Genomic DNA, 26,486 nt, shown 5'->3' with positions numbered 1-26,486 from the left:
TGCCCGGGCCTGACCCGGGCATCCTCATTCTTCGCACGAAGATGGATTGCCGGATCGAGCCTGGCAAAGACGAAGGGAAGCGCGGCAACACAACACCAAACACGAGGGATTGCAGATATGGCTGCCAAAGACGTCAAATTTTCCGGAGACGCGCGCGATCGCATGCTGCGCGGCGTCGACATTCTCGCTAACGCCGTCAAGGTGACGCTCGGCCCGAAGGGCCGCAACGTCGTCATCGAGAAGAGTTTTGGCGCACCCCGCATCACCAAGGATGGCGTCACCGTCGCCAAAGAGATCGAGCTCGAGGACAAGTTCGAGAACATGGGCGCCCAGATGGTGCGTGAGGTCGCCTCCAAGACCAACGACCTCGCCGGTGACGGCACCACCACCGCAACGGTGCTGGCCCAGGCCATCGTGCGCGAAGGCGCCAAGGCAGTTGCCGCCGGCATGAACCCGATGGACCTCAAGCGCGGCATCGACATCGCGGTTGCCGCGGTAGTCAAGGACATCGAGAAGCGCGCCAAGCCGGTCGCCGCCTCCTCCGAGGTTGCCCAGGTCGGCACCATCTCGGCCAACGGCGACGCCGCCATCGGCAAGATGATCGCCCAGGCGATGCAGAAGGTCGGCAACGAGGGCGTCATCACCGTCGAGGAGAACAAGTCGCTCGACACCGAAGTCGACATCGTCGAGGGCATGAAGTTCGACCGCGGCTATCTCAGCCCCTACTTCGTCACCAATGCCGAGAAGATGACCGCCGAGCTCGAGGACGCCTACATCCTCCTGCACGAGAAGAAGCTCTCGGGCCTGCAGGCCATGCTGCCGGTGCTCGAAGCCGTGGTGCAGTCCGGCAAGCCGCTCGTCATCGTCGCCGAGGACGTCGAGGGCGAGGCATTGGCCACCCTGGTCGTGAACCGCCTGCGCGGCGGCCTCAAGGTCGCAGCCGTCAAGGCGCCGGGCTTCGGTGACCGCCGCAAGGCCATGCTCGAGGACATCGCGATCCTCACCGGCGGCCAGCTGATCTCCGAGGAGCTCGGCATCAAGCTCGAGAACGTCACGGTGAAGATGCTCGGTCGCGCTAAGAAGGTGGTGATCGACAAAGAGAACACCACGATCGTCAACGGCGCCGGCAAGAAGCCCGACATCGAGGCCCGCGTCGGCCAGATCAAGGCGCAGATCGAGGAGACCACGTCGGACTACGACCGTGAGAAGCTCCAGGAGCGCCTCGCCAAGCTCGCCGGCGGCGTCGCGGTGATCCGCGTCGGCGGCGCGACCGAGATCGAGGTCAAGGAGAAGAAGGACCGCGTCGAGGACGCGCTCAACGCGACCCGCGCCGCGGTGCAGGAAGGCATCGTGCCCGGCGGTGGCGTTGCGCTGCTGCGCGCCAAGAAGGCGGTCGGCCGCCTCTCCAACGCCAATGCGGACGTCCAGGCCGGCATCAACATTGTGCTGAAGGCGCTCGAAGCCCCGATCCGCCAGATCTCCGAGAACGCGGGCGTGGAAGGCTCGATCGTCGTCGGCAGGATCCTGGAGAACAAGTCCGAGACCTTCGGCTTCGACGCCCAGACCGAGGCCTATGTCGACATGGTTGAGAAGGGCATCATCGATCCCGCCAAGGTGGTCCGCACCGCGCTCCAGGACGCCTCCTCCGTGGCCGGCCTGCTCGTGACCACCGAGGCCATGGTCGCCGAGACGCCGAAGAAGGAAGCGCCGCCCGCCATGCCAGCCGGCGGCGGCATGGGCGGCTTCTAACGCCCGATCGTCCGTTAGCGTGTTCCGAAGGCCGCCTCCGGGCGGCCTTCTTTTTTGCCGACCCTGCCCCTCCGCTTTCCGATTCAACCGGCGGCCAAAACCCACTACGGTGGCGCCGATTCTGATGGCTCGAGGATTTCATCGATGCGCGCGCTCCTGGTTTGTTTGACCGCCCTTTTGGCAGCCTTGCTCGCCTTTGCGCCCGAGGTCGCTTCCGCCCAGATGAAGCTATCACCGAAGGCCACGACGGCCGGCGGCGCCGAGACGCGCTATTTCACGTCGATCGACGGGCTGATGGACGGTAATGCCGACGCGATCCTGAAGGAGACGCGTCAGGGCAAGACGGTCACGGCGGCCGTACTCGACGTCTGCTATCCGATCGCGAAGAATTCCGACCGCAAGGACCGCTTCGTCGTCAATCTTCAGGTTGCAGGCCAGAACCTGACGGGCACGACGCAGAGCCTCGGCGCGAAGGCGCCCGTCAGTGTCAAGCTGCTGCGCAAGCAGGCCGGGGACATGTTCGAATTCCGCGGCCAGATCACGATCGGCCAGGCCGTGACCGAGGTCACCTCGTCCGACAATTCCGATCTCAGCGAGAAGGAATTTCTGGACAACCAGACCTCCGACGACGGCATCACGCCGCAGCCGAAGGATTTCACCGACGTCTCACCGGAGGCGATCGCGGTCAAGGTCAAGCTCGATGCCGCGACCGACTTCCTGAAGAGCCTGAAGGGCCAGGAGGTCGAGGTGACGCTGGCCAGCCTCAATGTCAGCTGCGACGCCCTGCGCGCCGGTGAGCAGACCATCAACATGTCCGTCGATCCGGAGCGCGCGGGCGCACTGCTAGCAAAGTTCAAGGCGATGCCCGGCGTCACCGCCGCCGGGTGGACCGCGGGCATGACCGAGATGGACCGCACCATCCGCTTCCCCGCCGCCGACTGGCGCGACGGCGACAAGATCAACCGCGACAAGCTCGCGACCGCGGTTGCGGGCGTGCTGAGCAGGACGCTCGCGGCAAAGCCGGTCTCACAGAGCTTCAACCCCGCCACCGGCAAGCTCAAGCTGGTGTTCAAGCGGCCGAACCAGGATCACCCGGCGCTCGAGCTCACCGACACGATCGAGGTCGCAGGGCTCGTCTCGCCCGACAAGCCCGGCACGACCGACAAGCTGATGCTCTGGATCGGAAGCCCCGCGACGACCACGGCCGATGAAAGCAGCGGCGCCAGGCTCAATCTGTCCGACGACGCGAGCCCCGACGAAGAAGGCGAGCTGCCCGACGACAACGGCTCGATCGAGGCGCTTGCCAGGGAGCTGAAAGGTCAGCGCTGGGACGCCGACAAGTCGGTGTGGAAGTGACGAAGTCATTCCGGGGCGACGCGCCAGCGTCGACCCATGGTGCGCAATCGCGCCCCTGAATCTCGCGCCACAATCTCCAGATTCCGGGTTCGCGTTTCGCGCCCAACGCTCAATTCCCGTTGACGCGAAAGCGCAGCGGCTTGGGACCGACCAGCGTGAGCACCTCGCCCTGGCGCTTCCAAGTCTCGACGCTGCCGAGCGCGGCCACGAGCTCGTCGTCGGCCTGCGCCTTCGCAGGCGGACAGGACCGGTCCTGGATCTGGCCGGGGACGAAGATCACGGTGTTGCCGGCGACCGAGAACTGGCCCTTGCCGCTCTTGCACCAGAGCTCCAGCACGACCTCACCATTGTCGCCGATCTCGATGTTCGGTATCCGCTTCGAGCCGGGCTGCGGCAGCGCCTCCAGCGTCATCTCGGTGCCGAACGGGAACCCCTCCTCGGCACGCGCAAGCGTGGACATCGCGAACATTGCCACTGCCGCAAACGTCAATCGCCTGAGCGAAACCATGAGACCTCTCGACCAACCTGACTTGGCGCACCTTCTATAAGACGGCGGCGCCCTTGAGAAGGTTCGCGCAGGCGGATGTAGATGCAAAAATCCCCGCGAGGCGAACCTCGCGGGGATTTGCATCGCAGCCTGGCGCCGACCGCTACTTCAGCACCAGCGCCGTGAACGGCCAGACATAGGCCTGCAACGTCACGAGCACGCCGACGAGGCAGGCGAGCACGATCGAGTGCCAGAACACGAAGCGCAGGATGGTGCCCTCGTGGCCGTACCAGTTGGTCGCAGTGGAGGCGACTACGATCGACTGCGCGTCGATCATCTTGCCCATCACGCCGCCGGAGGAGTTCGCCGCGGCCATCAGGACCGGCGACAGGCCGAGCTGCTCGGAGGTGATCTTCTGCAGGTTTCCGAACAGCACGTTGGAGGCGGTGTCCGATCCCGTCAGTGCGACGCCCAGCCAGCCGAGCAGCGTGCCGAAGAAGGGATAGAGCACGCCGGTTGCCGCGAAGGCGAGACCGAGCGTCGCGTCGACACCGGATAGCCGGGTCAGCGTTCCGATCGCGAGCATCGCTGAGATCGTGATCAGCGAGATCGCGCACAGCCGAATGGTGCGGCCGTATTCGGTCAGGAGCCGGCCGGGACCGACGCCCATCAGGAAGCCGGAGATGATCGCCGCGATCAGCATGCCGGTGCCGGTGAAGGACAGGTAGGTGAAGGCGAACACCGCGCTTTCCTTGGTCGGCCCTGGGGCGACCGGCGGCATCTTGTTGATCATCTGGTGCAGCTCGGGCACGGGATAGTTCCAGGTGAAGATCGAGTTCGCCCAGCCCTTGAAGGCGCCGCTGCCCCAGACCAGCATCACGATGCAGACGATGATCCACGGCAGCAACGCGTTAAACAGCTCGCCCTGCGTGAGTGGCGTCTTGTCGAGCGGCTTTGCCGCCGCCATCGTGGAGGCCGATTCGTCGCGGCCGCGGAGCGCCGGCGACAGCCAGAGCTGCTTCGGCTGCCACACCTTCAGGAACAGGATCAGCGCGCCCATCGAGATCAGCGACGCACCGATGTCGACGATCCAGGGATTGATGTAGTTGGAGATGACGAATTGCGGGATCGCGAACGACACCCCCGTGACGAGGATCGCCGGCCAGACGTCCTTCATGCCCTTCCAGCCCGCGAACGCCCACACCACCCAGAACGGCACGATCAGGGAGAAGAACGGCAATTGCCGGCCGACCATGGCGCCGAGGATGTAGGGATCGAGCCCGGTGACGGAGGCAAGGCCCTGGATCGGCGTGCCCAGCGCGCCATAGGCGACCGGTGCGGTGTTGGCGATCAGCGACAGGCCGGAAGCCGCCAGCGGCGAGAAGCCGAGGCCGATCAGCACCGCACCCGTGATCGCGACCGGCGTGCCGAAGCCCGAGGCGCCCTCGAAGAATGCGCCGAACGAGAACGCGATCAGCAACAATTGCAGCCGCCGATCTTCGGTGACGCCGCCGACCGCGCGCTTCAAGAGCTCGAAGCGCCCGGTGGTCACGGTCACCTGGTAGAGGAAGATGACGTTGAGGACGATCCAGCCGATGGGGAAGAACCCGGTGACGATGCCCAGCACCGAGGCGCGGATCGACATGTTCGCGGGCATGGTGAAGACGAAAATCGTGATCAGGTTGGTCACGATCACGGCGATGATTGCGGCGATGTGGGCCTGGACGCGCCCGCTCGCGATCAGGACCAGCAGCGTGACGACGGGCACAGCTGCCGCGATCGTCGACAGCACCGGGCTGTGCAGCGGATCATAGATTTGATTCCACATGGTTCCTCCCCCACGCATGTTGCGGCAGGCGACTCGCGTGGAGAGCCGATCCTGCTTGACGTTGGAAGCGATAACCCCTGAGCTTGACGCGAATTCCTCACGAATGCGGCGGTTCCCGTCCGCTCACAAGCTCGCGAAACCCTGGTCACCCCGCCCCGCGCCGTCGAGCCCCATGCTAGGGTTGCAAGCTGCGACAAGCCAACGCAAATTGCAGAACTTGCGACTTTAGTCTAAGCGCGCCCATTTCCGTCATTGCCTCAGCCATTTGGCTCCGGCCGTTATGCACATCCCCTCTAGGAGACCCAGCTCTGTGAACAACATCCGCGCCACGCTCGCGATCGTCTGGCGAATCGCCGGCCCCTATTTCCGATCGGAGGACAAATGGGCCGGCCACGGCCTGCTCGCCGCCGTCATTGCCATGGAGCTGGCGCTGGTGGCGATCAATGTTCTCGTCAGTCAGTGGCAGAACCGATTCTTCAGTGCGGTCCAGGGATATGAACTGGACCGGTTCGTCAGAGAGATTTGGATCTTTCTCGGCCTTGCTTTCACCTTCGTCGCGCTGGCGGTCTACAAGCTCTACCTGAACCAGTGGCTCCAGATTCGCTGGCGACGGTGGCTGACGCAGCATTATCTCGGCGAATGGCTGAGCGGCTCGACGCATTACCGCATCCAGCTCAAGGGCGACCCCGCCGACAACCCGGATCAGCGCATCACCGAGGACGTCAAGAATTTCGTCGAGCAGACGTTGACCCTCGGGCTGGGCCTGCTGTCGTCGATCGTGACGCTGGCCTCGTTCGTCGTCATCCTCTGGGGTCTGTCGGACAAGGCGCCGCTGCACATTTACGGCACAGACATCATCGTCCCGGGTTTTCTGGTCTGGTGTGCGCTGGTCTACGCGATCCTGGGTACGGCGCTGACGCACTGGATCGGTGCTCCGCTGATCAACCTCAATTTCGAGCAGCAGCGCTTTGAGGCCGACTTCCGCTTCAACCTGATCCGCGTACGCGAAAATTCCGAGCAGATCGCGCTTTTGAAAGGTGAGAGCGCGGAGCGAGGGAATCTGCTGCAGCGCTTTGGTTTCGTCATCGGCAACTGGTACGCGATCATGAGCCGGACCAAGCGCCTGACCGCCTTCACGGCAAGCTACAGCCAGGCTGCAGTGATCTTTCCCTATGTGGTCGTTGCTCCGGCTTACTTCGCCAAGAGAATTCAGCTCGGCGACATGATGCAAACTGGCTCGGCGTTCAGCAGCGTGCAAGATGCGCTCTCGTTTTTCGTCACAGCCTATCGCTCGCTCGCGGAATGGCGCTCGGTGATTGCCCGTCTCGACGGTTTCGAGATGTCGGTCAGGTCGGCGGCCCATACGGCGACGCGCGAGCCGACCATCGGCGTTGCACCATCGAGCGGCAAGGCAATCGGTCTCGATCAGTTGCTGGTAAAGCTGCCGAACGGCGAGCCGCTTGTTGCGGCCGATACCTTCGCGATCCAGCCGGCGGAGCGGGTGCTGGTGACCGGGCCGTCGGGCTCCGGGAAATCCACGCTGTTCCGGGCCATCGCCGGAATCTGGCCGTTCGGCACCGGAACCATCGCGATTCCCGAAAAGGCCAAGCTAATGATGCTGCCGCAGCGGCCGTATTTTCCGATCGGCCCGCTCGGCGACGCCGTAATTTACCCCGCAGGGCGTGGCGCGATCGCACCCGAGAAGATCGCAGAGGCGCTGAACGCGGTCGGCATGCCGCGGCTGGCAAAGCGGCTCGACGAGAACGGTCACTGGAATCGGATGCTCTCGCTGGGCGAGCAGCAGCGCCTCGGGCTCGCCCGCGCGCTGTTGCATGTGCCGGACTATCTGTTCCTGGACGAGGCCACCGCCTCGCTGGACGAACCCTCCGAGGCCCGGCTCTACCGGCTGCTCGCTGAGAAGCTGCCGCAGACCACCATCGTCTCGATCGGCCACCGCTCGACGCTCGACGCTTTCCACACCCGCAAGGTGGCGCTGGTGAAGGACGGTGCGATTCACGTCCTCGGCGGCGAACGGGCTGCAGCGGAGCCGAGCGCGGCGCGTTGAGGCGCAGGGCAATCCGCACTGCGTTCTCCTTAGAACGGATGCCAAGTCTTCCTCGCGACAACGCGCCGCGTTTCTGCGTCGCCATGGCCGGGCTTGTCCCGGCCATCCACGCGCTCATTGCGCGACAGTGCCAAAGAACGTGGATGCCCGGAACAAGCCCGGGCATGGCGTTTGCGAAGAGACCCGACCCCAAAGCAAAAAGGCGGCGGATTGCTCCGCCGCCCTCATCAAGTCGTTTCGGGAAGAAACTTACTTCAGGTTGGTCATCGCTGTCAGGTCGAAGGACAGCTTGGCGATGCCGGCGGCGCCGCACCAATTGGAGCCGACGCCAGTCGGATTGATGTTGCTGAAGCTGCCGTTGAAGCCTGCCGTGTAGTCGCTGGTGAAGGCGTTGCAGTTCGCCTTCGAAAGGTCGGTGTCGGAGTAACGCAGGTCGAGCGTGAATACCTTGTACGTGAATCCGATGCCGATATTCCAGGTGTTGTAGTCGGCGTACTTGATGCCGTTCGGGAACGGACCAGCGAATCCCGGCGCAGCGAAGCCGGTGCCATAGAACGAGTCGGAGGTGCCCAGGAATTGGCGGCCGAACTCACCCGAGACGTACATGCCGACGCCACTGGAGCCGAAAAAGGTGCTCGGCGCCGTGTACTTGGCGGTGATCGACACGTAGTCGCCCCACGCACCGGAGTTCAGGAAGCTCGGCGTATAGTACTCGTTCAGGCCAACGGTCCAGTTGTCGTTGATGGTGTAATTCACCTTGCCGTAGACTTCGAAGAAGCTCACGTCCTTCTTCATGACGTTGCCGTTGAGCAGAGCGTTGGCGGCGCACTGCGCGCTAAGCGGGTTGCCGGCGGTGTCAGTCGGCGCGCCGTAAAAGCAGGTGCCACCCGGATAGAGATAACCCCAAACACCGATGTCGAAAGCGAATGCACCGAAGGTCGGGCGGATGCCGCCGTAGACGTCGATCTCGGCCGCGGCGCGGTTCGGGAAGGAAATGCTCTCACCGGCGACGCCGATGTAGAGCTGGAGGTCCTTGGTAACGTTGTAGCGCGGCTCGAAATAGGCGGCGACCGACGGTTTGTGGTTCGACTGGCTGATACCGCGGAAGATGTAGTCGCTCATGATCGCGCCACCAAAAGCGATGTCCCAGGGATCGAAGGCAGGCGGCGGCGGGGCTTTCAATGCCTTGACCGGCATGTCTGCCGCGAAAGCCGAACCCGTCACCATTGCCAGCGCCGTTGCCAACAAAGCCACTTTTTTCATTTCGATCCCCATCGCCAGTTCTTGAGCCCCAGTCGGATCCCGGTAACCCCCGGGGCGCTCGACTTGATTGCAATCTCGTAACTGCGGCAATTTGGATTGAGGGGTGCGAGCCGTGAAGCAAAAAGCGCGGGCATTTGCCGACTTTTTAGGCGTTTTGACGATTCCACGAAACGTTGTCAGCCTGTGTGTCTTCTCGAACACATTCTTTGCGTTGCAAGGTGCACGAGAGGGACCGTGCAAGTACGGGAAAGCCAGGCAGCGTGGCGCCCCGGATACGAATCAGACAGGCGCAGGAAAGGGCGGCCTCTAAAGGTGCTTGCGGCGATGCAAAAAGGCCGCAGCGTCACCGCCGCGGCCTTCCTTGTCGTCGATGGTGGTCGCTGGACCTAGCCTTGCCCCTCGGCCGGCGCAGCTTCCGCAGAAGACGAAGGCATCGCCCAGCTTGTCTCAGCGACAGGCTCGGCAGCCGGAGCTGCCGGCGTTGATGGCTTCGGCGCAGGAGCTGCCTTCGCCTTCTTCGGTGCCGCTTTCTTCGCGGCCTTCTTGGGTGCGGCCTTCTTGGCCGACCTAGTCGCCGCCTTCTTGGCGGCCTTCTTCGGGGCTGCCTTCTTGGCAGATTTCTTCGTAGCCTTCTTGGCAGACTTCGTCGCGGACTTGGCTGCCTTCTTGGCGGTCTTCTTCTTCGCCGCTACGACCTTCTTGGCCTTTTTGGCCTTCTTGCTTTTTTTCTTCTTCGCTTTCGCCATCGTGGTCCTCCTGTTGCCGCCGAACAATGGTCGATCGGGCGTCTTCAGCCGTCACTTCCGGACGAAAGCTCAGCCTTTGAAAGCTCAAACTTGCGCGTTCAATGCCGGCCGCGACCCGCCCGTAGCCCAATCGAGAAGCTCAATCGTGTGTACGACCGGAACTGACGTGCCACTGGCAATCTGCACCATGCAACCGATATTGCCCGCGGCAATCATGTCCGGCTTGACGCTCGCGATGTTGGCGACCTTGCGATCGCGCAACCGGCCCGCAAGCTCGGGCTGGAGAATGTTGTAGGTCCCCGCCGAACCGCAACACAAATGGCTCTCCGGCACATCTTTCACCACGAATCCATTCTTGGAAAGCAATTCTTTCGGAAGGCCCGTGATTTTCTGCCCATGCTGCAACGAACACGCAGAGTGATAGGCGACGACGATTTCATCGTGCGGCGCTGTGGTCGCGAGTTCGAGGCCGGCGACGTATTCGGTGATGTCCTTGGCGATCGCGGAGACCTTGGCCGCGTCGGCGGCGAACGCAGCGTCCTCGCGCAGCAGATAGCCGTAATCCTTGATCACGGTGCCGCAGCCGGAGGCCGTCACCAGGATGGCGTCGAGCCCCTCGCCGGCCGCTTCCTTCCGCCACGCCGCCACATTGGCGCGGGCTCGCGTCAAGGCGTCATGGTCGTCGCCGAGATGACGGGTCAGCGCGCCACAGCACTGCTCGTCCCGGACCAGGACAACCTCGATGCCGTGGCGGGTGAGAAGGCTGATGGCAGCCTGGTTGATGCGCGGCGCCAGCACCTGCTGGGCGCAGCCTTGCAGCAGAGCGACCCGGCCGCGCTTCTTGCCGAGCGCGGCGAACACGCTGCCGGCGCGGGGCCCCGGCGATGGCAGCCGGTTCGGCGCCAGCGCCAGCATCGCCTTGATGCGCTGGATCAACCCGGGCGTGGCCGAGGGCCGAGGCGTCGGCAGGAAGACGGCAAGCGGGCGGGCCAGCCGCGCCAGCACCATGCTCGCGCGAAAGCGCCGCGGGTCCGGCAGGACGAAGGCCAGCACCTGGCGCAACAACCGCTCAGTCAGCGGCCGCTGATAGCGCTGCTCGATCCGGACCCGGGCCTGGTCGACGAGATGCATGTAGTTCACCCCTGAGGGGCAGGTCGTCATGCAGGCGAGGCACGACAGGCAGCGGTCGACATGCTTGACCACCTCGGCGGTCGGCGCCTGGTCCTTTTCCAGCATCTCCTTGATCAGATAGATGCGGCCGCGCGGGCTATCGAGCTCGTCGCCGAGCAGCACATAGGTCGGGCAGGTTGCTGTGCAGAAGCCGCAATGGACGCAGGCGCGAAGGATCTTGTCGGCCTCCGCGATGTCGGGGTCGGCGAGCTGCGCCAGTGAGAATTCGGTCTTCATGTCGCAGCGCTCCGCGTCAACCGCCCCCGGTTGAGAATGGTCTTCGGATCGAAGCTGGCGCGCACCCGCTCGCTCAGCGCGGCAATGCCAGGCGCTTGCGGATGGAAGACATCGACATCACGCCTGACGCCCTCGGTCGCCCGGATCAGCGTGGCATGTCCTCCGAACGCGTTGGTGCGCTGGCGCACGGCCGGGGCATGCGCGTCCGGCTTCGGCGGCAACGCCGCCCAGATCAGCCCGCCGCCCCAATCGTAGATCACGTCGCCGCCGGTCTCACGGGCCAATTGGGTGCCGAGCGCTGCCCCTGATGCCGGCGGACAGACGATCCGCCAGACCGGCCAGGCGCCAAGCGCACCGCTTGCCGCGAACGGCAGGACGTCGCGGATCGTGGCCCACAGCGCCGCGGACGCCACGTCCTCGATCAGCGTCGCAGTTCCGAACGGCGCCAGCAATTCGCGCAAGGAGCCTGCGCGGTGCGCGGCAGAGGCCGTGATGCCCTCGAGCCGCAGCACGGTCAGCGCCTCGTCCTGGCCCCCGATGTCGCCAAGTCCTTCCGACTTGGCCCGAAAGGCCGATTTCGGCAGATGCGCGGCACCGGAAACGTCGAAGGGCGAGCCGAGTGCCGCCGTCATGGCCTTGTTGGCCCCGGGGTCGTCGAGCCCGTGCAGCACCAACGTCCGCTCGGCCTCGGGCTTGGGCATCACTTTGAGCGTGACCTCCGTCATCACCGACAGCGTGCCCCAGGATCCGGCGAGAAGCTTGCAGAGGTCGTAGCCTGTGACGTTCTTCACCACCTTGCCGCCGGTCTTGAAGCTGTCGCCGAAACCGGAGACGGCGTGCGCCCCGAGCAGGTGATCGCGCGCCCCGCCCGCCCTGATCCGCCGCGGACCAGCGAGCCCGGCGGCGATCATGCCGCCGATGGTTCCGAGCGCCGGCGTGCCGAGCAACGGCGCCGTGTCCATCGGCTCGAAGGCGAATTGCTGGTTCTTGGCATCGATCAGCGACAGCACGTCGGCCAGCGGCGCACCGGCCTGGAGCGTGACGATCAGCTCGTTGGGCTCGTAGGAGGTGACGGCATTGAGCGCCGAGACGTCGAGCACGGCATTGGTCGCCATCGCGTGGCCGATGCCGCGCTTGGAGCCATGACCGATGATCTCGAGCGGCTGCTCGTTGGCGATCGCCGCGCGCACCACTTCTTCGACGTCTTTGGCGTCTCTGACCTTCAGCGTATCCACGGGAAGAGGCCGTAACGAAATTCGCGCCGGAAATCAAATCTGGCAAGCCTTGAGCATCGCCCAGCCCGGCAATCTCTGGTGCAACGCGAAAGAGCGGCGGCCACGCGCTCCCCCTGCTGGGCAGACGTCAGCGCACGCCATACGACTGTCGTCAGGGGCGATTGCGGACGATTAGGGTTGCCTGCTCTCTGAGTGAGGACTCCAATAGGAACGGACGCAAGCACTCGCATTTGACATGCATTCGGCGCGCCGGCGCGAAGCGAGCGAAATGGGCGGGGCGATCTACGGCTCTTGTCAGGCGCGTCACAATCACCACGAAGAGGAGGCTTGCCATGAACGTGGAGCGAGTTCGTATCTCCCGACGGCAATCCGTTGCCGGTTTGTCGGTCCTTGGCCTGAGTGGGCTGTTGATCCCCACAGCCCATGCGCAGCACAAAGCACAACAGAAGCACCAGGAAACCACTGGGGTGGGAATACATGCCGCCGAAGTGAAGGATGAGGACATCTTTCAGTTCGCGCTGAACCTGGAATACATGGAGGCTGAGTTTTATCTGCGTGCCACGACCGGCAAGGGGATCGACGATTCTGACGCTGGACCCGACGCCGCGAGGGTCGCTGGCGGACACGAAGCCAAGTTCGACAGGAAGGAAATCCGCGAGTTTGTCGAGGAGCTGGCTGAAAACGAGCTTGCCCACGTGCGCTTCTATCGCAAGACGCTGGGCAGGATGGCGGTATCGCGCCCGGCCATCGATTTCGATGCGGGCTTCAAGGCAGCCGCCCAGGCCGCTGGTCTGCCCGCCGACTTCGATCCGTTTGCCGATGACATGAGTGTCTTGCTGGGCGGCATGCTGTTTGAGGATGTCGGCGTGACGGCATATGCCGGGGCAGCGCCGTTGCTCAAGAGCAAGGAGTTCGTCGAGGCTGCGGCGGGCATTCTGGCCGTCGAGGCGTACCACATGGGCATGGCGCGCTCGCAGCTCTATTTGATGGGTGAAAAGGCCTGGAATGCGGCCAACGCCATCTCCGACGCCCGGGACCAGGTCGACGGTGGTCAGGACAAGGACCAGGGCATCCGGATGAACGGCAAAGCCAATGTCGTTCCGTCAACGCCCGATGCCATTGCCTTCCGCCGCACGCCGCAGGAGGTGCTGCATATCGTCTATCTGACCGAGAAGCAGGGTGTCAGCAAAGGCGGGTTCTATCCGAACGGAATGAACGGCGTGCTCAAATCCACCTGAGTTCTCGGCCGAATGGGAGCCGGATCGGCCGTCGTGCCGGCGGCCGAAACGCGCCTGCGCACGATCATTGGGTAGGTCGCTCTTGATGCTGTCGTAATCTTGTTTGGGTGGCTCGCCCCACCCGGACGAGATCATCGTCGGTACGTCGAGCAAGCAAGAACCGTAGCGACGCAATCTCTCGGCGCCCACAGCTCGACTCCGCGTTCTGCATCAACCGTCGCGATCATCGGCACTGCTTTCGGCGAATCGGCGCGAGGCGCACATCGGGCGTTTGCTGACCTGCGATAATAGATTGATGAACAGGCGTTCATGGAACTGCGCAGTTTCCAACTCGTTGATCAAAGTTATTCGTTGAGAGGAGGAATGAAGATGAAGAGGATGATAATTGCACTTTCTGCCATCGCCCTCATCGGCACTGCGCCGGCTGTCTTTGCCCAAGGCGTATCAAGCAAGACGCCGGGCCACGAGATGCAAACCAAGGGCTCCAAGGCAGGCCATCCGGGAGCATCCGGCTACGCTCCGGGACATAAGAAGCAGGCCATGGGTTCTAAGAAAGGTCATCCCGGCGCTTCTGGCTACGCTCCTGGCCAAACCACGGGCGCGAACACGAAACGTAGCTACTGACGGCCATCTCGCAATTGCCAATAGGCCAATGACAGGAGCCGCCGCGGTCTCAACCCGGCGGCTCTTTGTGTGAGCGATCCCAAGGCGACGACGAGGGTTGCGAACGTGGGCGGCCACCCCGGAGCGTGGCACCTTCCCTCGTCCTGAGCAGCTTGCGCAGCAAGCGTCTCGAAGGACGAGATCCGCGCTGCAACCGCCGGGCCTTCATAGGCGAGACGACAGCTTCGCGGTCTCCCATGAGGATGTGGAGTGTACCTCGGGCCTCAGCTCCTGCGACATCCGCACTTCGATCATGATCGAACCATCTTCACCCGAGACTTGGCTACTGGTCGCATGGTCTTCGTCAAAACGGAGCTCCATCATGGACGAACAGGCAATGAACCAACAGGCCATCCATCAGGCCGTCGGCGGCGGCGGTTTGCTGGTTGTGGCGCAATGGGAAGCGAAGGCTGAAGAAGCCGATCGGGTTGCCGAGATCCTGCGCAGCTTCCTGCCACAGGCTCAAAGCGAACCCGGCGTAAAACTATTCCTGATCAGCCGCGCCAAGGACAATCCGGCCCAGTTCCTGTTCTACGAGCTATTCCGCGACGAGGCCGCATTCAAGGCGCATCAGGACAGCGCACATTTTAAGACCCATATCGCCGGTCAAGCCCTACCTCTGCTGACCAGGCGCGAACGCACGCAATATGCGCTGATGTAGACCCGCGGCAGCATCAGGAAAGCCGAATGGTGTAGCCTCGCTGCGCCGTTCGGCGCCGCGTCACGCCCCGTCATGCGTCCCCTGCCAATCGCCGCCACTCGCGCGATCGAGCTGAAACGTGACCGATCTTCGGGTGTGAATTGCGGCGAGGACTTCTCCCGATAGCGTCGACATAGACAGCCCAGGATGAGGAATATCCGACATTGCGAGCCTAGAACCGCGGGATATCCGGAAACGCCAGCTTGCCTGCGTGGACATGCATGCGACCGAGCTCGGCGCAGCGATGCAGGGTCGGAAACATCTTTCCGGGATTGAGCAGGCCCTGGGCGTCGAAGGCGCATTTGAGGCGCTGCTGCTGGTTGAGGTCGATCTCGCTGAACATGTCGGGCATCAGATCGCGCTTCTCGATGCCGACGCCGTGCTCGCCGGTGAGCACGCCGCCGAATTCGACGCAGGCGCGCAGGATGTCCGCACCGAACGCCTCCGCACGCTCGATCTCGCCAGGCTTATTGGCGTCGTAGAGGATCAGCGGATGCAGATTGCCATCGCCGGCATGGAACACATTGGCGCAGCCGAGCTGGTATTTTTCCGAGAGTTCGCGGATGCGCGCCAGCGCCTTCGGCAGCGCACCGCGCGGGATGGTGCCGTCCATGCAGAGATAATCGGGCGAGATGCGCCCGACCGCGGGGAACGCGGCTTTCCGGCCCGCCCAGAACAGATTGCGCTCGGCCTCGGAATTGGAGATCTGGCAGGTGGTGGAGCCGCAGCCATTCGCGATCGCCTCGACGCGCGTGATCAGCTCGTCGACCTCGATCTTGGGACCGTCGAGTTCGATGATGAGCAGCGCCTCGACGTCGAGCGGATAGCCGGCGTGGACGAAGGCTTCGGCCGCGTGGATCGCGGGCTTGTCCATCATCTCCATGCCCCCAGGGATGATGCCGGCGCCGATGATGCGTGCCACGCATTCGCCGGCGGCTTCGACTTCTGCGAAGCCGACCATCAGCGCGCGCGCGGTCTCCGGCTTTTGCAGGATGCGCACGGTGATCTCGGTGATGACCCCGAGCAGGCCCTCGGAACCGGTGATGACTCCCATCAAGTCGTAGCCGGGGTTCTCCGCCGACTTGCCGCCGATGCGCAGGATCTCGCCGCTCATCAGCACGATCTCGCAACCGAGCACGTTGTTGGTGGTCATGCCGTATTTCAGGCAATGCACGCCGCCGGAATTTTCCGCGACGTTGCCGCCGATCGAGCAGGCGATCTGCGAGGACGGGTCGGGCGCGTAATAGAATCCGGCATGCGCGACCGCCTGACTGATGGCGAGATTGGTGACGCCGGGCTCGGTCACGACGACGCGGTTCTCGAAATCGATCTCGCGGATGCGCTTGAACTTGCCGAGCCCGAGCAGCACGCCATCCTCGAGCGGCAGGGCGCCGCCGGATAGCGAGGTACCGGACCCCCGCGGCACGACCTTGATGCCCTGCCCTGCACAATACTTCAGGACCAGCGAGACCTGCTCGGTGGTGTCGGGCAGCACCACGACCATCGGCGGCTGCCGATAGGCCGTCAATCCGTCGGATTCATAGGCTCGCATCTCGGCGGCGCTGTCGATCACACCCTCGCCAGGCACGATTGCGCGCAGCGCGGCAACGATGTCCGCGCGGCGCGCGAGCACGGCCTGGTCGCTCGCAGGCATCATGATAGCCATATCAAATCCTTCATGGCATTTCCTTTCCGGCCCAGGCCGCCTGATCAATTTGTTGCGGCAAATCAACCACGTCCGCGGATGTTTGGGTAGGCCATCCGAAAGTCGGACAACGATCTTTCCGCGACTTCGCTCTGGGACAAGTAGGAAATCGTGAAACCTGTCATGGTCTGGCGGCTTGTCCAAGCCGGGCAGGCCTGCCAAAACCGGCACGTCCGACCATTGCCGCTCAGGCAAGAGACTGACTAGACCCACCAGGGAAGAGACGAAGAGCACCCGATGACAAAACTGACCTTTGGCGCACTGACGACCCTCACCGTGATTGCCACCGCACCCGCCGCGATGGCGCAGGATGTCGCGGCCGGCAAGACGTCGTTCAACAAATGCCTGGCCTGCCACGCGATCGGCGAAGGCGCCAAGAACAAGGTCGGCCCCGAGCTCAACGGCCTCAACGGCCGCAAGTCGGGCACCGCTCCCGATTATAACTACACGGATGCGAACAAGAATTCCGGCATCACCTGGGACGAGGCGACGTTCAAGGAATACATCAAGGATCCCAAGGCCAAGATCCCCGGCACCAAGATGGCCTTCGCCGGCATCAAGAACGAGACCGAGATCAACAATCTCTGGGCCTTCATTTCCCAATTCGACAAGGACGGGAAGATCAAGCAGTAAACGCGGAAAAGGCGGCCGCTAATCGGCGGCCGCCTGCGCCGGCACGATCTTGCCGATCATCGCCTCGATCTCCGCCTTCACGAGATCCGGCACGGCGTTCTGCACCATGTGGCCGAGATCGGGCAGCACGATCAACTTCGCATTCGGCACGGTGGCAGCGAGCGGGCGCGCGTGGATGCCGGTCGAGACGGTCTTGTCGGGCTCGCCGGCGATGATCGTGACCGGCGCCGATATCTCGCCGTAACGCGCGACTTGCCCGGCCACTGCTTCCTTCAGCGTCACCAGGTCAAAGGCATTGGCGATGAACTCGCGCGGACGCAGCAGCAGCGGCGTCGCGGAATCCTTGACGAAGCCGTCCGGCATGACTTGGGGCAGGAAGACGTTGCGCGCACCGGATTCGGTGAGGACGTAGCCGAGCGGCAGCGTGATCGTGTAGGCGAGCAGCGGACCGACCACGGGCGTTGCGATGATCTCGTTGTAGCGGCCGACGCCGCCGCGCCAGGGATGAGTGACGGGCGCGAGCATCACGAGGCCGGCAACGCGGTGGGGGTGATCGAGCGCGATCCGCGCGCCGAGGGCGCCGCTCCAGGAATGCACCACGAACACCGCGCGATCGATCCCGAGCCTATGAAGCGCTTCATCGATCATCCGCGCCTGGATCTGCGGCGTCGAATCCTGCCGCCGCAGGCGCGTGCTCCAGCCGTGGCCGGGGCGATCGATCAGAATGACGCGATGATCCCTGGCGAGGAGATCGCCGAGCGGCCGTCGCATCGCTTCGAGATTGGAGCTCGCGCCGTGCAGCATCACGATCGGCAGGCCAGCGTCGCGCGGGCCGAGATCGAGGACGTGAAGCACAGCGCCGTCGACCTCGATCATCCGGCCCTGCGCCGGAAAGGCGCGCTGCACGACGACGATTCCAGCCTGCGTGACCAGCGCCAGCAGAACCAGCGCCGTCACGATTGACATCACGATCATCGAGAGAATCCGGGCGATCCTGGGCACAGGGCAGTTACGAGTCTTGGCACACGGCAGTTTCGCTCAGCCGGCATCAAGGCTTCCACCGGAAATGGTGGGCTGTGGATATGTGCACAATTGGGGAGCGTAAAAACTCAATGGAATCAACAATATTCCTTGGCGACACGGACGCCTCGGCCCAGCTTCATGCAGTCGTCATCGCGGAATCCATATAATCGCCATGGTCGGTTCGGCCATCTAGGCGCGGGTGGGCGCCGATCCTCCTCGCAACCTCGGGGATGCGGGAAAGACCGGCAGGATGTTTCCTGGTTGAACCGGAGGATTTTCGATGAGCTTCAGATCGAATGACACTGCGATCGATGAGATCGTCGCGAGCTGTAACGGCGACCTGCGCGGTGCCGTGCGGGCGCTGCTCCTGATCAACGAGCATCTCGAAGCGGAGCTTGCAAAGGCTTACGCTGCAGCCGCCGATCGCGGCCTCTCCGAGCGCGGCGGCAGCGTCCTGCATTGAGTGCAGGCTAGTTCGACCCGTCCTCGTCCTTTTCCTCGTCCGGCGTGAGCGCGGGACAGGCGCGGATCGTTGAACGCGCAACCTTGGCGTCGGCCTTGGATTTGTAGGGGCCGTCACCGAACCAGATATCGCCGATGATCACGGGATTGCTGGTCACGATGTTGCATTTGCCGGTGGCGCGGTTGCCGACCACCCAGAACAATCCGTCGGCGAGGCTCGCCGTGCCCGACGCGAGCAGCAAGCTACCCGCAAAGATCAAACGCTTCATGGCTTTGCTCCTGCCCTGCAGGTAGGCCCGCGGCGGCCCCGGCAATAGCCCTCACGATGCGACGCCTGCGATCGTGGTTAATCCGCGCCGGCCGCGATCGCTAGAAGCTAGATGTCGCGGCCTTCGACCTTCTCGGTCAGGGCCTTGACCTGGTCGGGAATCTTCTCGAGGTGCGGATTGACGGCGAGTGCCTTGCGGTAGGCGTCCAGCGCGCGCTTCTCGTCACCAACCTCCTGCATAATCATGCCGAGCCCGGCGAGCGCACCGAAATGGCGCGGTTCGCGGATCAGCACTTGCTGGATGTCGGCGAGCGAGCGGCCGTAATCGTTCTGCATGTAATAGAGCGTGGCGCGCCGGTTCCACGCCTCGATGTAGTCGGGCCTGAGCTTGATGACCGAATCCAGCAGCTTGATCGCGACCTCGATCTTCTGCGCGTCGACCGCGGTCTTGGCGCGCGACATCAACAGTGCCGCGGTGTCGCTCGGGGTCTGGAGCCAGATCGCCCAGATCCGCGCCTCGACATGCTTGGCGCTGGCCTCATCGGGCGCCGCCTTCAGCGCGCCGAACAGGAAATCGAGATTCTTGGTGCGGTCGACCTTGGGCAGCTTGGCCGGCGCTTCCGGCAGCTTCTTCTGCTTGCCGGGCGGGGGCGGCGGCTCAATCTGCTGTGCTCGCGCCGGGGCGAAGCCGGCGGTTCCCAGGACAAGGGCCAGACACAGCGTAAGCGCGAAAGGGAATCTCACTGCCATGGTGAAAGTCTAAACGCGTAAAGCCGCCCTTGCAAAGCAAAGGCGGCGTCAAACTCGTGTGAGACCGGGTCTTGCGGGACGCGCGCGGCGTCCGGCAGGGCGAGATCAGCCCTGGCGCGCCTTGAAGCGGCGCTGCACCTTGTTGATCACATAGACCCGGCCCTTGCGGCGGACCAGGCGGTTGGCGCGATGGCGACCGCGCAGCGATTTCAGCGAGTTACGGACCTTCATGGCAGAATCCTGAACGTTCGAAAGGCCGTGTTCGGCACTACCGTTTCGGCACGCGCGAATGTGGCAAAATGAGATTTTTCCCGCTGGCAGACCGACCGCCCGGGACGGGGCGGTTCTTAAGTCATGGCGGGCGGTGATGTCAATGTTAACGGCCCCGTTCCGAACCAGCAAATTCGTGAAAACAACCCCATGCACAGTAGAAACGGCCGGATCGGCTCGATCTGCCAATCGATAACCTGCGGCTTTGCCTTGCAAAATTCGTTATATCATATAATCAATTCGGCAACCCGCCGGGAGGAAAACCATGCCGAAGCTGAAGCTGCCCAACATCGACGATGTCGTCGCCATCGACATCCACACCCATGCCGAGGAGCCCTGCGGCTGCCATGCTGACGACGGCTATGACGATTTCCAGGCGCAGATGGCGGAGTATTTCAAGTCGCCAAACAAGCATCCGCCGACAGTGCCGGAGACCGCGGCGTACTACCGCGCCAAGAACATCGCCGCCGTGATCTTCCCAGTCGACGCCGAGCGCGAGACGGGCTTCCGCCGTTACAACAATTACGAGATGCTGGAGGTCGCCTCCGACCACCTCGACGTCCTCATCCCCTTCGTCTCCATCGACCCGCACAAGGGCAAGCTGGGCGTCCGCGAGGCGCGCAAGCTGATCGAGGAATACGGCGTACGCGGCTTCAAATTCCACCCGACCATGCAGGGCTTCTACGCCAATGACCGCATGGCCTATCCACTCTATGAAGAGATCAACAATGGCGGCGCCATCGCGCTGTTCCACACCGGCCAGACCGGCGTCGGCTCCGGCATGCCCGGCGGCATGGGCATGCGGCTGAAATACTCCAACCCGATGTACATGGACGATGTCGCGGCCGATTTCCCCGACCTCAAGATCATTCTCGCCCACCCCTCCTTCCCCTGGCAGGAGGAGGCACTGTCGGTCGCAACCCACAAGCCGAACGTCTACATCGACCTTTCGGGCTGGTCGCCGAAATATTTCCCGCCGATCCTGGTGCGCTACATCAACTCGATTCTCCAGGACAAGATGCTGTTCGGCTCGGACTGGCCGGTGATCACGCCGGATCGCTGGCTGTCGGATTTTGCCAAGATCGACATCCGCGACGAGATCCGGCCCAAGGTGCTCAAGGCCAACGCGCGCAAGCTGCTGGGAATCTAGACGCGCTCATGGATCGGTGGAGTCTGGCTGATTTTCGTGGGCGCAACGGATACTGCGCCAACGGAAGCTGCCTCCGGTCACATCGTCCGCGCCAAATCACGGTGTAACTCCCGGTTCTCTAGTGGCTTCGGCGCGCAGCTTCTCAACTGCACGCAGGAACTCCCCTTCGGTGGTATCAGCCTGATCGACTTCGGAACGCATTCACGCCAGATGCGCTTCGCTTCGTTGAAATATTGCAGCGTTCGCCTCGCAACCCGATCGAATTCCTCGCACACTCTTGGCCGCGCAACAGCGCCCGATCCGAATTTCCTGCTTGGATCGATATCACGGGGCCCGCTATAGTCCTGCGGCTGCATCGAGCCCGGAGGACGGTCAATTGCCCCTCAAAGCCGTCGTCTTCGACGCCTACGGAACGCTCTACGATATCCAGTCGGTCGCTGAGATCACCGAGGATGCATTTCCAGGCTATGGCGGGATCATCACGCAGATCTGGCGCATCAAGCAGCTCGAATATACCTGGTTGCGCTCGCTGATGCGGCGCTACCAGGATTTTTCGGCGGTCACGCGCGACTCCCTGGCCTATACGTTGCGCGTGCTCGGGCTCGCTTATGACAGCGAGGCGTTCGAGCGCGTGATCGAGAAATATCTGCATCTTGAGCTCTATCCGGATGCGATCGATGCGCTCACCGCGCTGAAGCCGCGCAAGCTCGCGGTCCTCTCCAATGGCAGCCCGCACATGCTGAACGCGTTGGTGCGGAATACCGGCCTCGATCGCCTGCTCGATGCCACCATCAGCGTCGACGCCAAGAATATCTTCAAGCCGAGCCCGGAGGCCTATGGCCTCATCGGCGAGGTGCTGGGCACCAAGCCGAACGAGGTTCTGTTCGTCTCCTCCAATCCCTGGGACGCCGCCGGCGCGAAATCATTCGGATTGAAGGTTGCCTGGATCGAGCGGGTGGCACCCGAAGCCATGGCGCTGGCTTGCGTCGAGACCGAACTCATGGCACCGCTGACGATGTTCAAGGCGATCCGCACCCAGATGGACGAGCTCGGCTTCGCGCCGGATCATCGTGTCCGCGCGCTCTCCGAGCTGCCAAGCATCGCTTAGGGATCGCTAGCTGCCATGAGTTCGAGTGAACTGCTGGAATGAGCTGTTTGGAATGAGCCTGCAATCCGTTCGCGATTTCTTCGCCGAGAAAGCCCCCGACATTACCGTCATCGAATCCCCGATCAGCTCCGCCACGGTGACGCTGGCGGCCGAAGCCTATGGCGTCGAGCCGGGGCGCATCGCCAAGACGCTCTCGTTGCGCGTCGGCGAGCGCGTGATCCTGATCGTCGCTGCCGGCACATCGCGCATGGACAACAAGAAGGTGAAGGCGCAGTTCGGGGGCAAGCCGAAAATGCTGGGACCGGAGGAGGTCGCCGAGATCACCGGCCACGAGGTCGGCGGCGTGTGCCCGTTCGGCCTGAAGGCACCGCTGCCGATCTATTGCGACGTCTCGCTGAAAGCGTTCGACGTCGTGGTGCCAGCCGCGGGCTCGACCCACAGTGCCGTGCGCATCACCCCTGACCGGATGGCCGAGTTGGTCGCGGCCGAATGGGTCGACGTCTGCGAAATCAGGCGCGACTAGAGCCTTATCGGTTCTGATCGAATCAGAACCGAACCTCTCCGCGCGACCGGGTATCCACGTCGCGCGAAAGCACTTTAATCGTCATCGTAGGGTCGGGGCTGAGCCCCGGGCGGAGCCGCATTATAGCGCGGCGGCGGCGGCGCGGCGCGGTTGCGCGGGACCGGCTGCTGCGGCTGGGCCTGATTGTTCGACTGGAACACCGCACGGCACCCGCTGGAGAGTTGCGGCGTGTTCTGCTGCAAGCAGGCCACGATGCGGTTCACGTCGGGAATCTGATCGCTGCACAGACGCCACACATCAGGCGTGCAGGCCATCTGCTGTTCCATCGTGCCGCGGTATTCTTGCGCAGATGCCGCGCTCTGCGCGACGATGCCGCTGATCGCGAGCGCCACACCCAGCGCAATCCGCTCTGTTCGCATGTCCCGATCCTTCCCGAATCCGTCAAAACCTCCTCAATCAATGAGGCGGGGGAAGGTTCTGGACCAACAACAAAATGTGAAAGCGCGTCTGGAACCTACTCGACCTTGCCGATCTTCTTCACCGCCGCGATCAGCCGCGCGCTGTCGGCCGCGACGAATTGCGCGAAGGCCGGGGCATCCTGATAGGCCACGAGGCTGCCCGAGGCCTCGAACGATTTGAGCACGTCCGGACTCGTCATCACCTGCGCCATCGCCTCGCGCAGACGGGTCGCGATCGCGGCCGGCAGCGCGCTCTGCGCGAACAGGCCGGCCCAGATGTACATCTCGACATCCCTGTAGCCGAGTTCCTGAAAGGTCGGCACGTCGGGGAAGCTCGCGATGCGCTGCGCGCCGCAATTGCCGAGCACGCGCAGCTTGCCGCCGTCGACCTGCGGCTTCAGCGTGCCGGGTGCCGCGGCGATCGCCTGCACGGTACCACTGAGGATGGCGGTCAGTGCGGGACCTGCGCCGCGGAACGGCACATGCAGCAGCTTGATGCCGGCGCTGCTTGCGAACATCTCCATCGCCACGTGCAGCGTGCCGTAGGGCCCGGACGAGCCATAGGTGATCTGGCCCGGTCGCCTCTTCGCGTCCTCGACGAAATCCTGCGCCGTCTTCCACGGTGCCGAGGCTGGCACCGCGAGCAGCGTGGGATCGGCGAGCACGCGCGCGATCGGCATGAACTGCGAGACTTCGTACGCAACAGGACGCTCGAACAGGCGGTCGGCTTCGGGGAGCACCGCGAGCGAGGACAGTGTCATCAGCAGCGTGTAGCCGTCGGGCTCGGCGCGCGCGGCCGCGGCATTGCCCACCGATCCGCCGCCACCGCCGGCGCGGTTGTCGACGATCACGGGCTTGCCGAGAATCCGCTCCAGCGCCTGGGCCACCGGACGCGCCGCCAGATCGGCCTGTCCGCCAGCGGGAAACGGCACGATCATGGTGATGTTGCGGGCTGGATAGGTTTGAGCAAAGGCATTGTCAGGTAACCCAGCGCGCAACAACGGCAGTGCAGCAGCGGCGCGCAGGACGTCGCGTCGGTCCATGGCAGGTCCCTCCCCTCATTTTCTTTGTTCGCTCGCCAGCCTAACGTCGCGATCGGCAAGAACAAGATGTTTACGAAGCATTAGCCATGTTCGACTGGGTCCGGAACGCATGCCTGAGGCCTCCGTTTTCATTCCAAGGAGTGTGCCATGGGAAAACTCGCGACCATCGACGTCGCCTTGGACGAGATGCTGGTGAATCTCGCCGCGATCGTGTTGCGACTTTCAACGCCCGAAATGACGCGAACGCCGGAAGCGCGACGCGCACTGGCGCAATCTGTCCATCAATATGCGGTTTGCGCGAGACGCTCGAGCGACCCGCGTGTTCACGAATTGAAGTCCCAGCTGGAAGGGACACTGAAGCCGAGCTTGCGGATTGTCGCGATCGACGGCGTGAAGTTGCCTTCGTTTTAACCCGTCATTGCGAAGAGCTCTTGCAACGAAGCTATCCAGAGTTTCTCCGCGGGTTTACTCTGGATTGCTTCGCTGCGCTCGCAATGACGAGGTCGTTAGATCTGTCAGTCTGCGTGGGTCTACGACGTCTTTGCCTTCCCGCGTGTCCGCCGCTTACAGGTGCCCGGCAGCTTCGCGGCCAGGAAATCGCCAAGGGCCTCGACACGTGCGGGACGCGGGCCACCGGGCGGCGTCACCAGGTGCACGGCGCCTTCGGCCTGCTTCCAGTCCTTGAGGATCACTTCGACCTGACCTGAGGAGATCGCCTCGCCGACGATGAACTCGGGCAACTCGGCGATACCGAGGCCCGCGATCAGCGCCGGCATCACCGCTTCACCATTGTTGACGCGGAGCTGGCCGCCCGGGCGCACGCTGGCCTGCTCACCGGCCGAATTGGTGTAGTGCCAGGCATTCGGCGTCGAGAGATAGGCGTAGCTGAAGCATTTGTGCTCGGCCAGATGCATCGGATGCGTCGGACGGCCATATTGCTTGAGGTAAGACGGCGCCGCCACGGTATAGCGCGGCATGGTGAAGAGCTGCCGTGCGATCAGCGAGGAATCCGGCAGCCGCGCGATCCGTACCGCCATGTCAAAGCCTTCCCCGATCAGGTCGACGGTCGCATCGCTCAAATGCAGGTCGACCGAGACTTCCGGATAGGCCTGAAAGAATTCCGGCAGCAGCGGCGCCACGGCCTTGATGCCGAATGTCATGGGCACAGCGAGCCGGACCAGGCCGCGCGGCGCCACCGATTGCGCCAGCGCTTCGTTCTCCGCGGCTTCGCCATCGGCCAGCAGGCGCGTCGCGCGTTCGGCGAGCTTGTGGCCGGCATCGGTCAACGCGAGCCGGCGGGAGGTACGGTTGAACAGCCGGGCGCCGAGCCGCTCCTCCAGCCGGGTGACCGCCTTGGAGACCGTCGCCTTCGACATCGCGAGCTCGCTTGCGGCCCCCGCAAACGACCGCAATTCCACGACTTTTGCGAAAACCGCGAGCGCCTCGAAATCGGGGAGTTTTGCCATGTGAAGTCCGTCGTTAGTTTATTTAATGAAACAATGAGTTTCAACAGTTTCTATTTCTATACCACAGGCGGAGGCTTATCCAAGCGTCAATCGCAATTCCAGCAATGGAGACATCCAATGACCAAGAAGCTCTCAGGCAAGGTTGCTCTCGTCACCGGCGGCTCGCGCGGCATCGGCGCGGCGTCGGCCCGCGCGCTCGCAGATGAAGGCGCGGACGTCGCCATCAGCTACGTCGCCTCGCCCGAAAAGGCGGAGGCCGTCGTTGCCGATTTGAAAGCCAAGGGCGTCAAGGCACGCGCCTTCAAGGCCGATCAGGCTTCGGCCAGTGACGTGACGCAGCTGGTCAAAGACGTGGCCAAGGAGTTCGGCCATCTCGACATCCTCGTCAACAATGCCGGCGTCGCCGCGGGCGGAGCGATCGACGATGCCAATGCCGACACCGAAGCGTTCGCCCGCCAGGATCTGATCAACGTGCATGGCGTGATCGCGGCTATCCGCGCCGCCTCGCAATTGATGAATGAGGGCGGCCGCATCATTACCGTCGGCTCGATGCTGGCCGACCGCGCCTCGTTCCCCGGACTCGCCGACTACGTCGCCACCAAGGCGGCCGTGGTCGGCTACACCAAGGGTGCGGCGCGCGATCTCGGCCCACGCGGCATCACCGTGAACGTGGTGCAGCCGGGCTCGATCGACACCGACATGAATCCGAAGGACGGCGGCGAGTTCGCCGAGACCCAGCGCAAGCAGCACGCGCTCCAGCGCTTCGGCCGCCCCGAGGAAGTTGCAGCCGGCGTCGTCTTCCTCGCAAGCCCCGAAGCCTCCTTCGTCACCGGAACGGTGCTCAATGTCGACGGCGGATTCGGCGCCTGATTCAGGCGCCGTCCGTTCAA

General features: G+C 63.6%; 27 protein-coding genes. 13 read left to right on the top strand and 14 right to left on the bottom strand.

Annotated elements, in window-relative coordinates; genetic code table 11:
* Positions 1-117 precede the first annotated feature (117 nt).
* Together groL and IVA78_RS09935 are read left to right on the top strand one after the other, a co-directional pair.
* Complete coding sequence (groL, locus tag IVA78_RS09940; RefSeq protein ID WP_247415092.1) at positions 118-1,749, top strand: chaperonin GroEL; 1,632 nt, start codon at positions 118-120, stop codon at positions 1,747-1,749.
* 144 nt (positions 1,750-1,893) lie between these two features.
* Positions 1,894-3,105 carry a hypothetical protein gene (locus tag IVA78_RS09935; RefSeq protein ID WP_247277610.1) on the top strand — a complete coding sequence of 404 codons (1,212 nt, stop codon included), beginning with the start codon at positions 1,894-1,896 and terminating at the stop codon, positions 3,103-3,105.
* A gap of 109 nt (positions 3,106-3,214) precedes the next feature.
* On the opposite strand, the gene IVA78_RS09930 is transcribed toward IVA78_RS09935, so the two are convergent.
* Together IVA78_RS09930 and IVA78_RS09925 are read right to left on the bottom strand one after the other, a co-directional pair.
* On the bottom strand, positions 3,215-3,613 hold the full coding sequence (locus IVA78_RS09930) for an META domain-containing protein (protein ID WP_247277611.1): 399 nt from the start codon (positions 3,611-3,613) through the stop codon (positions 3,215-3,217).
* 142 nt (positions 3,614-3,755) lie between these two features.
* Positions 3,756-5,420 (bottom strand): L-lactate permease, encoded by a 1,665-nt coding sequence (locus IVA78_RS09925; protein WP_247277612.1) that lies wholly within the window; start codon positions 5,418-5,420, stop codon positions 3,756-3,758.
* A gap of 310 nt (positions 5,421-5,730) precedes the next feature.
* Between IVA78_RS09925 and IVA78_RS09920 the strand changes: the two genes are divergently transcribed.
* Positions 5,731-7,485, top strand: a complete 1,755-nt coding sequence (locus IVA78_RS09920; RefSeq protein ID WP_247277613.1) for an ABC transporter ATP-binding protein/permease — start codon at positions 5,731-5,733, stop codon at positions 7,483-7,485.
* Between the two features lie 249 nt (positions 7,486-7,734).
* Here IVA78_RS09920 and IVA78_RS09915 read toward each other — a convergent pair whose 3' ends face one another.
* From IVA78_RS09915 to IVA78_RS09900, 4 genes are all read right to left on the bottom strand, one after another.
* Positions 7,735-8,748, bottom strand: coding sequence for a TorF family putative porin (locus IVA78_RS09915; RefSeq protein ID WP_247277757.1), 1,014 nt, complete (start codon positions 8,746-8,748; stop codon positions 7,735-7,737).
* A gap of 386 nt (positions 8,749-9,134) precedes the next feature.
* Positions 9,135-9,494, bottom strand: coding sequence for a histone (locus IVA78_RS09910; protein ID WP_247277614.1), 360 nt, complete (start codon positions 9,492-9,494; stop codon positions 9,135-9,137).
* 84 nt (positions 9,495-9,578) lie between these two features.
* Complete coding sequence (gene glcF / locus IVA78_RS09905) at positions 9,579-10,901, bottom strand: glycolate oxidase subunit GlcF (protein WP_247415098.1); 1,323 nt, start codon at positions 10,899-10,901, stop codon at positions 9,579-9,581.
* On the bottom strand, positions 10,898-12,136 hold the full coding sequence (locus IVA78_RS09900) for an FAD-binding protein (RefSeq protein WP_247277616.1): 1,239 nt from the start codon (positions 12,134-12,136) through the stop codon (positions 10,898-10,900). The genes glcF and IVA78_RS09900 overlap by 4 nt, the downstream gene beginning before the upstream one ends.
* Before the next feature lie 332 nt (positions 12,137-12,468).
* On the opposite strand from IVA78_RS09900, the gene IVA78_RS09895 reads away from it, so the two are divergent.
* The 3 genes from IVA78_RS09895 to IVA78_RS09885 all read left to right on the top strand — a co-directional run bounded on the left by IVA78_RS09895 (position 12,469) and on the right by IVA78_RS09885 (position 14,698).
* Entirely contained in the window at positions 12,469-13,374 is a 906-nt protein-coding gene (locus tag IVA78_RS09895) for a ferritin-like domain-containing protein (RefSeq protein ID WP_256464547.1), read from the top strand.
* A 309-nt stretch (positions 13,375-13,683) separates the two neighbouring features.
* Positions 13,684-13,998: a hypothetical protein gene (locus tag IVA78_RS09890; RefSeq protein WP_247277617.1), complete on the top strand. Its 315-nt coding sequence runs from the start codon at positions 13,684-13,686 to the stop codon at positions 13,996-13,998.
* Positions 13,999-14,359: 361 nt separating this feature from the next.
* The gene (locus IVA78_RS09885; protein ID WP_247277618.1) at positions 14,360-14,698 is read left to right on the top strand and encodes an antibiotic biosynthesis monooxygenase family protein; all 339 of its coding nucleotides are present in this window, start codon (positions 14,360-14,362) and stop codon (positions 14,696-14,698) included.
* A 211-nt stretch (positions 14,699-14,909) separates the two neighbouring features.
* Here IVA78_RS09885 and IVA78_RS09880 read toward each other — a convergent pair whose 3' ends face one another.
* Positions 14,910-16,403 carry an FAD-linked oxidase C-terminal domain-containing protein gene (locus tag IVA78_RS09880; RefSeq protein ID WP_247277619.1) on the bottom strand — a complete coding sequence of 498 codons (1,494 nt, stop codon included), beginning with the start codon at positions 16,401-16,403 and terminating at the stop codon, positions 14,910-14,912.
* Between the two features lie 276 nt (positions 16,404-16,679).
* On the opposite strand from IVA78_RS09880, the gene cycA reads away from it, so the two are divergent.
* Entirely contained in the window at positions 16,680-17,075 is a 396-nt protein-coding gene (cycA, locus tag IVA78_RS09875; protein ID WP_247277620.1) for a cytochrome c-550 CycA, read from the top strand.
* A gap of 18 nt (positions 17,076-17,093) precedes the next feature.
* Here the strand turns inward: cycA and IVA78_RS09870 are convergent, their stop codons facing one another.
* Complete coding sequence (locus IVA78_RS09870) at positions 17,094-18,050, bottom strand: alpha/beta hydrolase (protein ID WP_247277621.1); 957 nt, start codon at positions 18,048-18,050, stop codon at positions 17,094-17,096.
* A 328-nt stretch (positions 18,051-18,378) separates the two neighbouring features.
* On the opposite strand from IVA78_RS09870, the gene IVA78_RS09865 reads away from it, so the two are divergent.
* Complete coding sequence (locus IVA78_RS09865; protein WP_247277622.1) at positions 18,379-18,561, top strand: hypothetical protein; 183 nt, start codon at positions 18,379-18,381, stop codon at positions 18,559-18,561.
* A gap of 7 nt (positions 18,562-18,568) precedes the next feature.
* Here the strand turns inward: IVA78_RS09865 and IVA78_RS09860 are convergent, their stop codons facing one another.
* The 3 genes from IVA78_RS09860 to ykgO form a co-directional block, all read right to left on the bottom strand.
* Positions 18,569-18,829 carry a hypothetical protein gene (locus IVA78_RS09860; protein WP_247277623.1) on the bottom strand — a complete coding sequence of 87 codons (261 nt, stop codon included), beginning with the start codon at positions 18,827-18,829 and terminating at the stop codon, positions 18,569-18,571.
* Positions 18,830-18,936: 107 nt separating this feature from the next.
* Positions 18,937-19,578, bottom strand: a complete 642-nt coding sequence (locus tag IVA78_RS09855; RefSeq protein WP_247277624.1) for a tetratricopeptide repeat protein — start codon at positions 19,576-19,578, stop codon at positions 18,937-18,939.
* 105 nt (positions 19,579-19,683) lie between these two features.
* Positions 19,684-19,809, bottom strand: coding sequence for a type B 50S ribosomal protein L36 (gene ykgO / locus IVA78_RS09850; RefSeq protein WP_006611362.1), 126 nt, complete (start codon positions 19,807-19,809; stop codon positions 19,684-19,686).
* A 304-nt stretch (positions 19,810-20,113) separates the two neighbouring features.
* On the opposite strand from ykgO, the gene IVA78_RS09845 reads away from it, so the two are divergent.
* The 3 genes from IVA78_RS09845 (at position 20,114) to IVA78_RS09835 (ending at position 22,629) form a co-directional block, all read left to right on the top strand.
* Positions 20,114-20,998: an amidohydrolase family protein gene (locus IVA78_RS09845; protein WP_247277625.1), complete on the top strand. Its 885-nt coding sequence runs from the start codon at positions 20,114-20,116 to the stop codon at positions 20,996-20,998.
* A 376-nt stretch (positions 20,999-21,374) separates the two neighbouring features.
* Positions 21,375-22,106, top strand: a complete 732-nt coding sequence (locus IVA78_RS09840; protein ID WP_247277626.1) for a haloacid dehalogenase type II — start codon at positions 21,375-21,377, stop codon at positions 22,104-22,106.
* Between the two features lie 52 nt (positions 22,107-22,158).
* Positions 22,159-22,629: a YbaK/EbsC family protein gene (locus tag IVA78_RS09835; RefSeq protein WP_247277627.1), complete on the top strand. Its 471-nt coding sequence runs from the start codon at positions 22,159-22,161 to the stop codon at positions 22,627-22,629.
* A 74-nt stretch (positions 22,630-22,703) separates the two neighbouring features.
* Here the strand turns inward: IVA78_RS09835 and IVA78_RS09830 are convergent, their stop codons facing one another.
* Together IVA78_RS09830 and IVA78_RS09825 are read right to left on the bottom strand one after the other, a co-directional pair.
* Entirely contained in the window at positions 22,704-23,048 is a 345-nt protein-coding gene (locus tag IVA78_RS09830) for a hypothetical protein (protein ID WP_247277628.1), read from the bottom strand.
* A 95-nt stretch (positions 23,049-23,143) separates the two neighbouring features.
* Positions 23,144-24,130, bottom strand: a complete 987-nt coding sequence (locus IVA78_RS09825; RefSeq protein ID WP_247277629.1) for a tripartite tricarboxylate transporter substrate binding protein — start codon at positions 24,128-24,130, stop codon at positions 23,144-23,146.
* Between the two features lie 147 nt (positions 24,131-24,277).
* On the opposite strand from IVA78_RS09825, the gene IVA78_RS09820 reads away from it, so the two are divergent.
* Positions 24,278-24,541, top strand: coding sequence for a hypothetical protein (locus IVA78_RS09820; protein ID WP_247277630.1), 264 nt, complete (start codon positions 24,278-24,280; stop codon positions 24,539-24,541).
* A gap of 119 nt (positions 24,542-24,660) precedes the next feature.
* On the opposite strand, the gene IVA78_RS09815 is transcribed toward IVA78_RS09820, so the two are convergent.
* Entirely contained in the window at positions 24,661-25,596 is a 936-nt protein-coding gene (locus tag IVA78_RS09815; protein ID WP_247277631.1) for a LysR family transcriptional regulator, read from the bottom strand.
* A 117-nt stretch (positions 25,597-25,713) separates the two neighbouring features.
* Here IVA78_RS09815 and IVA78_RS09810 point away from each other — a divergent pair, with 117 nt between their 5' ends.
* Positions 25,714-26,466, top strand: coding sequence for an SDR family oxidoreductase (locus IVA78_RS09810; protein ID WP_247277632.1), 753 nt, complete (start codon positions 25,714-25,716; stop codon positions 26,464-26,466).
* Positions 26,467-26,486: the final 20 nt, after the last annotated feature.

Origin of the sequence: Bradyrhizobium sp. 137, from assembly GCF_023074095.1 — a bacterium.
GTDB lineage: Bacteria > Pseudomonadota > Alphaproteobacteria > Rhizobiales > Xanthobacteraceae > Bradyrhizobium.
The sequence above is the reverse complement of the archived record's forward strand: the minus strand, read 5'-3'. Positions and strand labels throughout refer to the sequence as shown.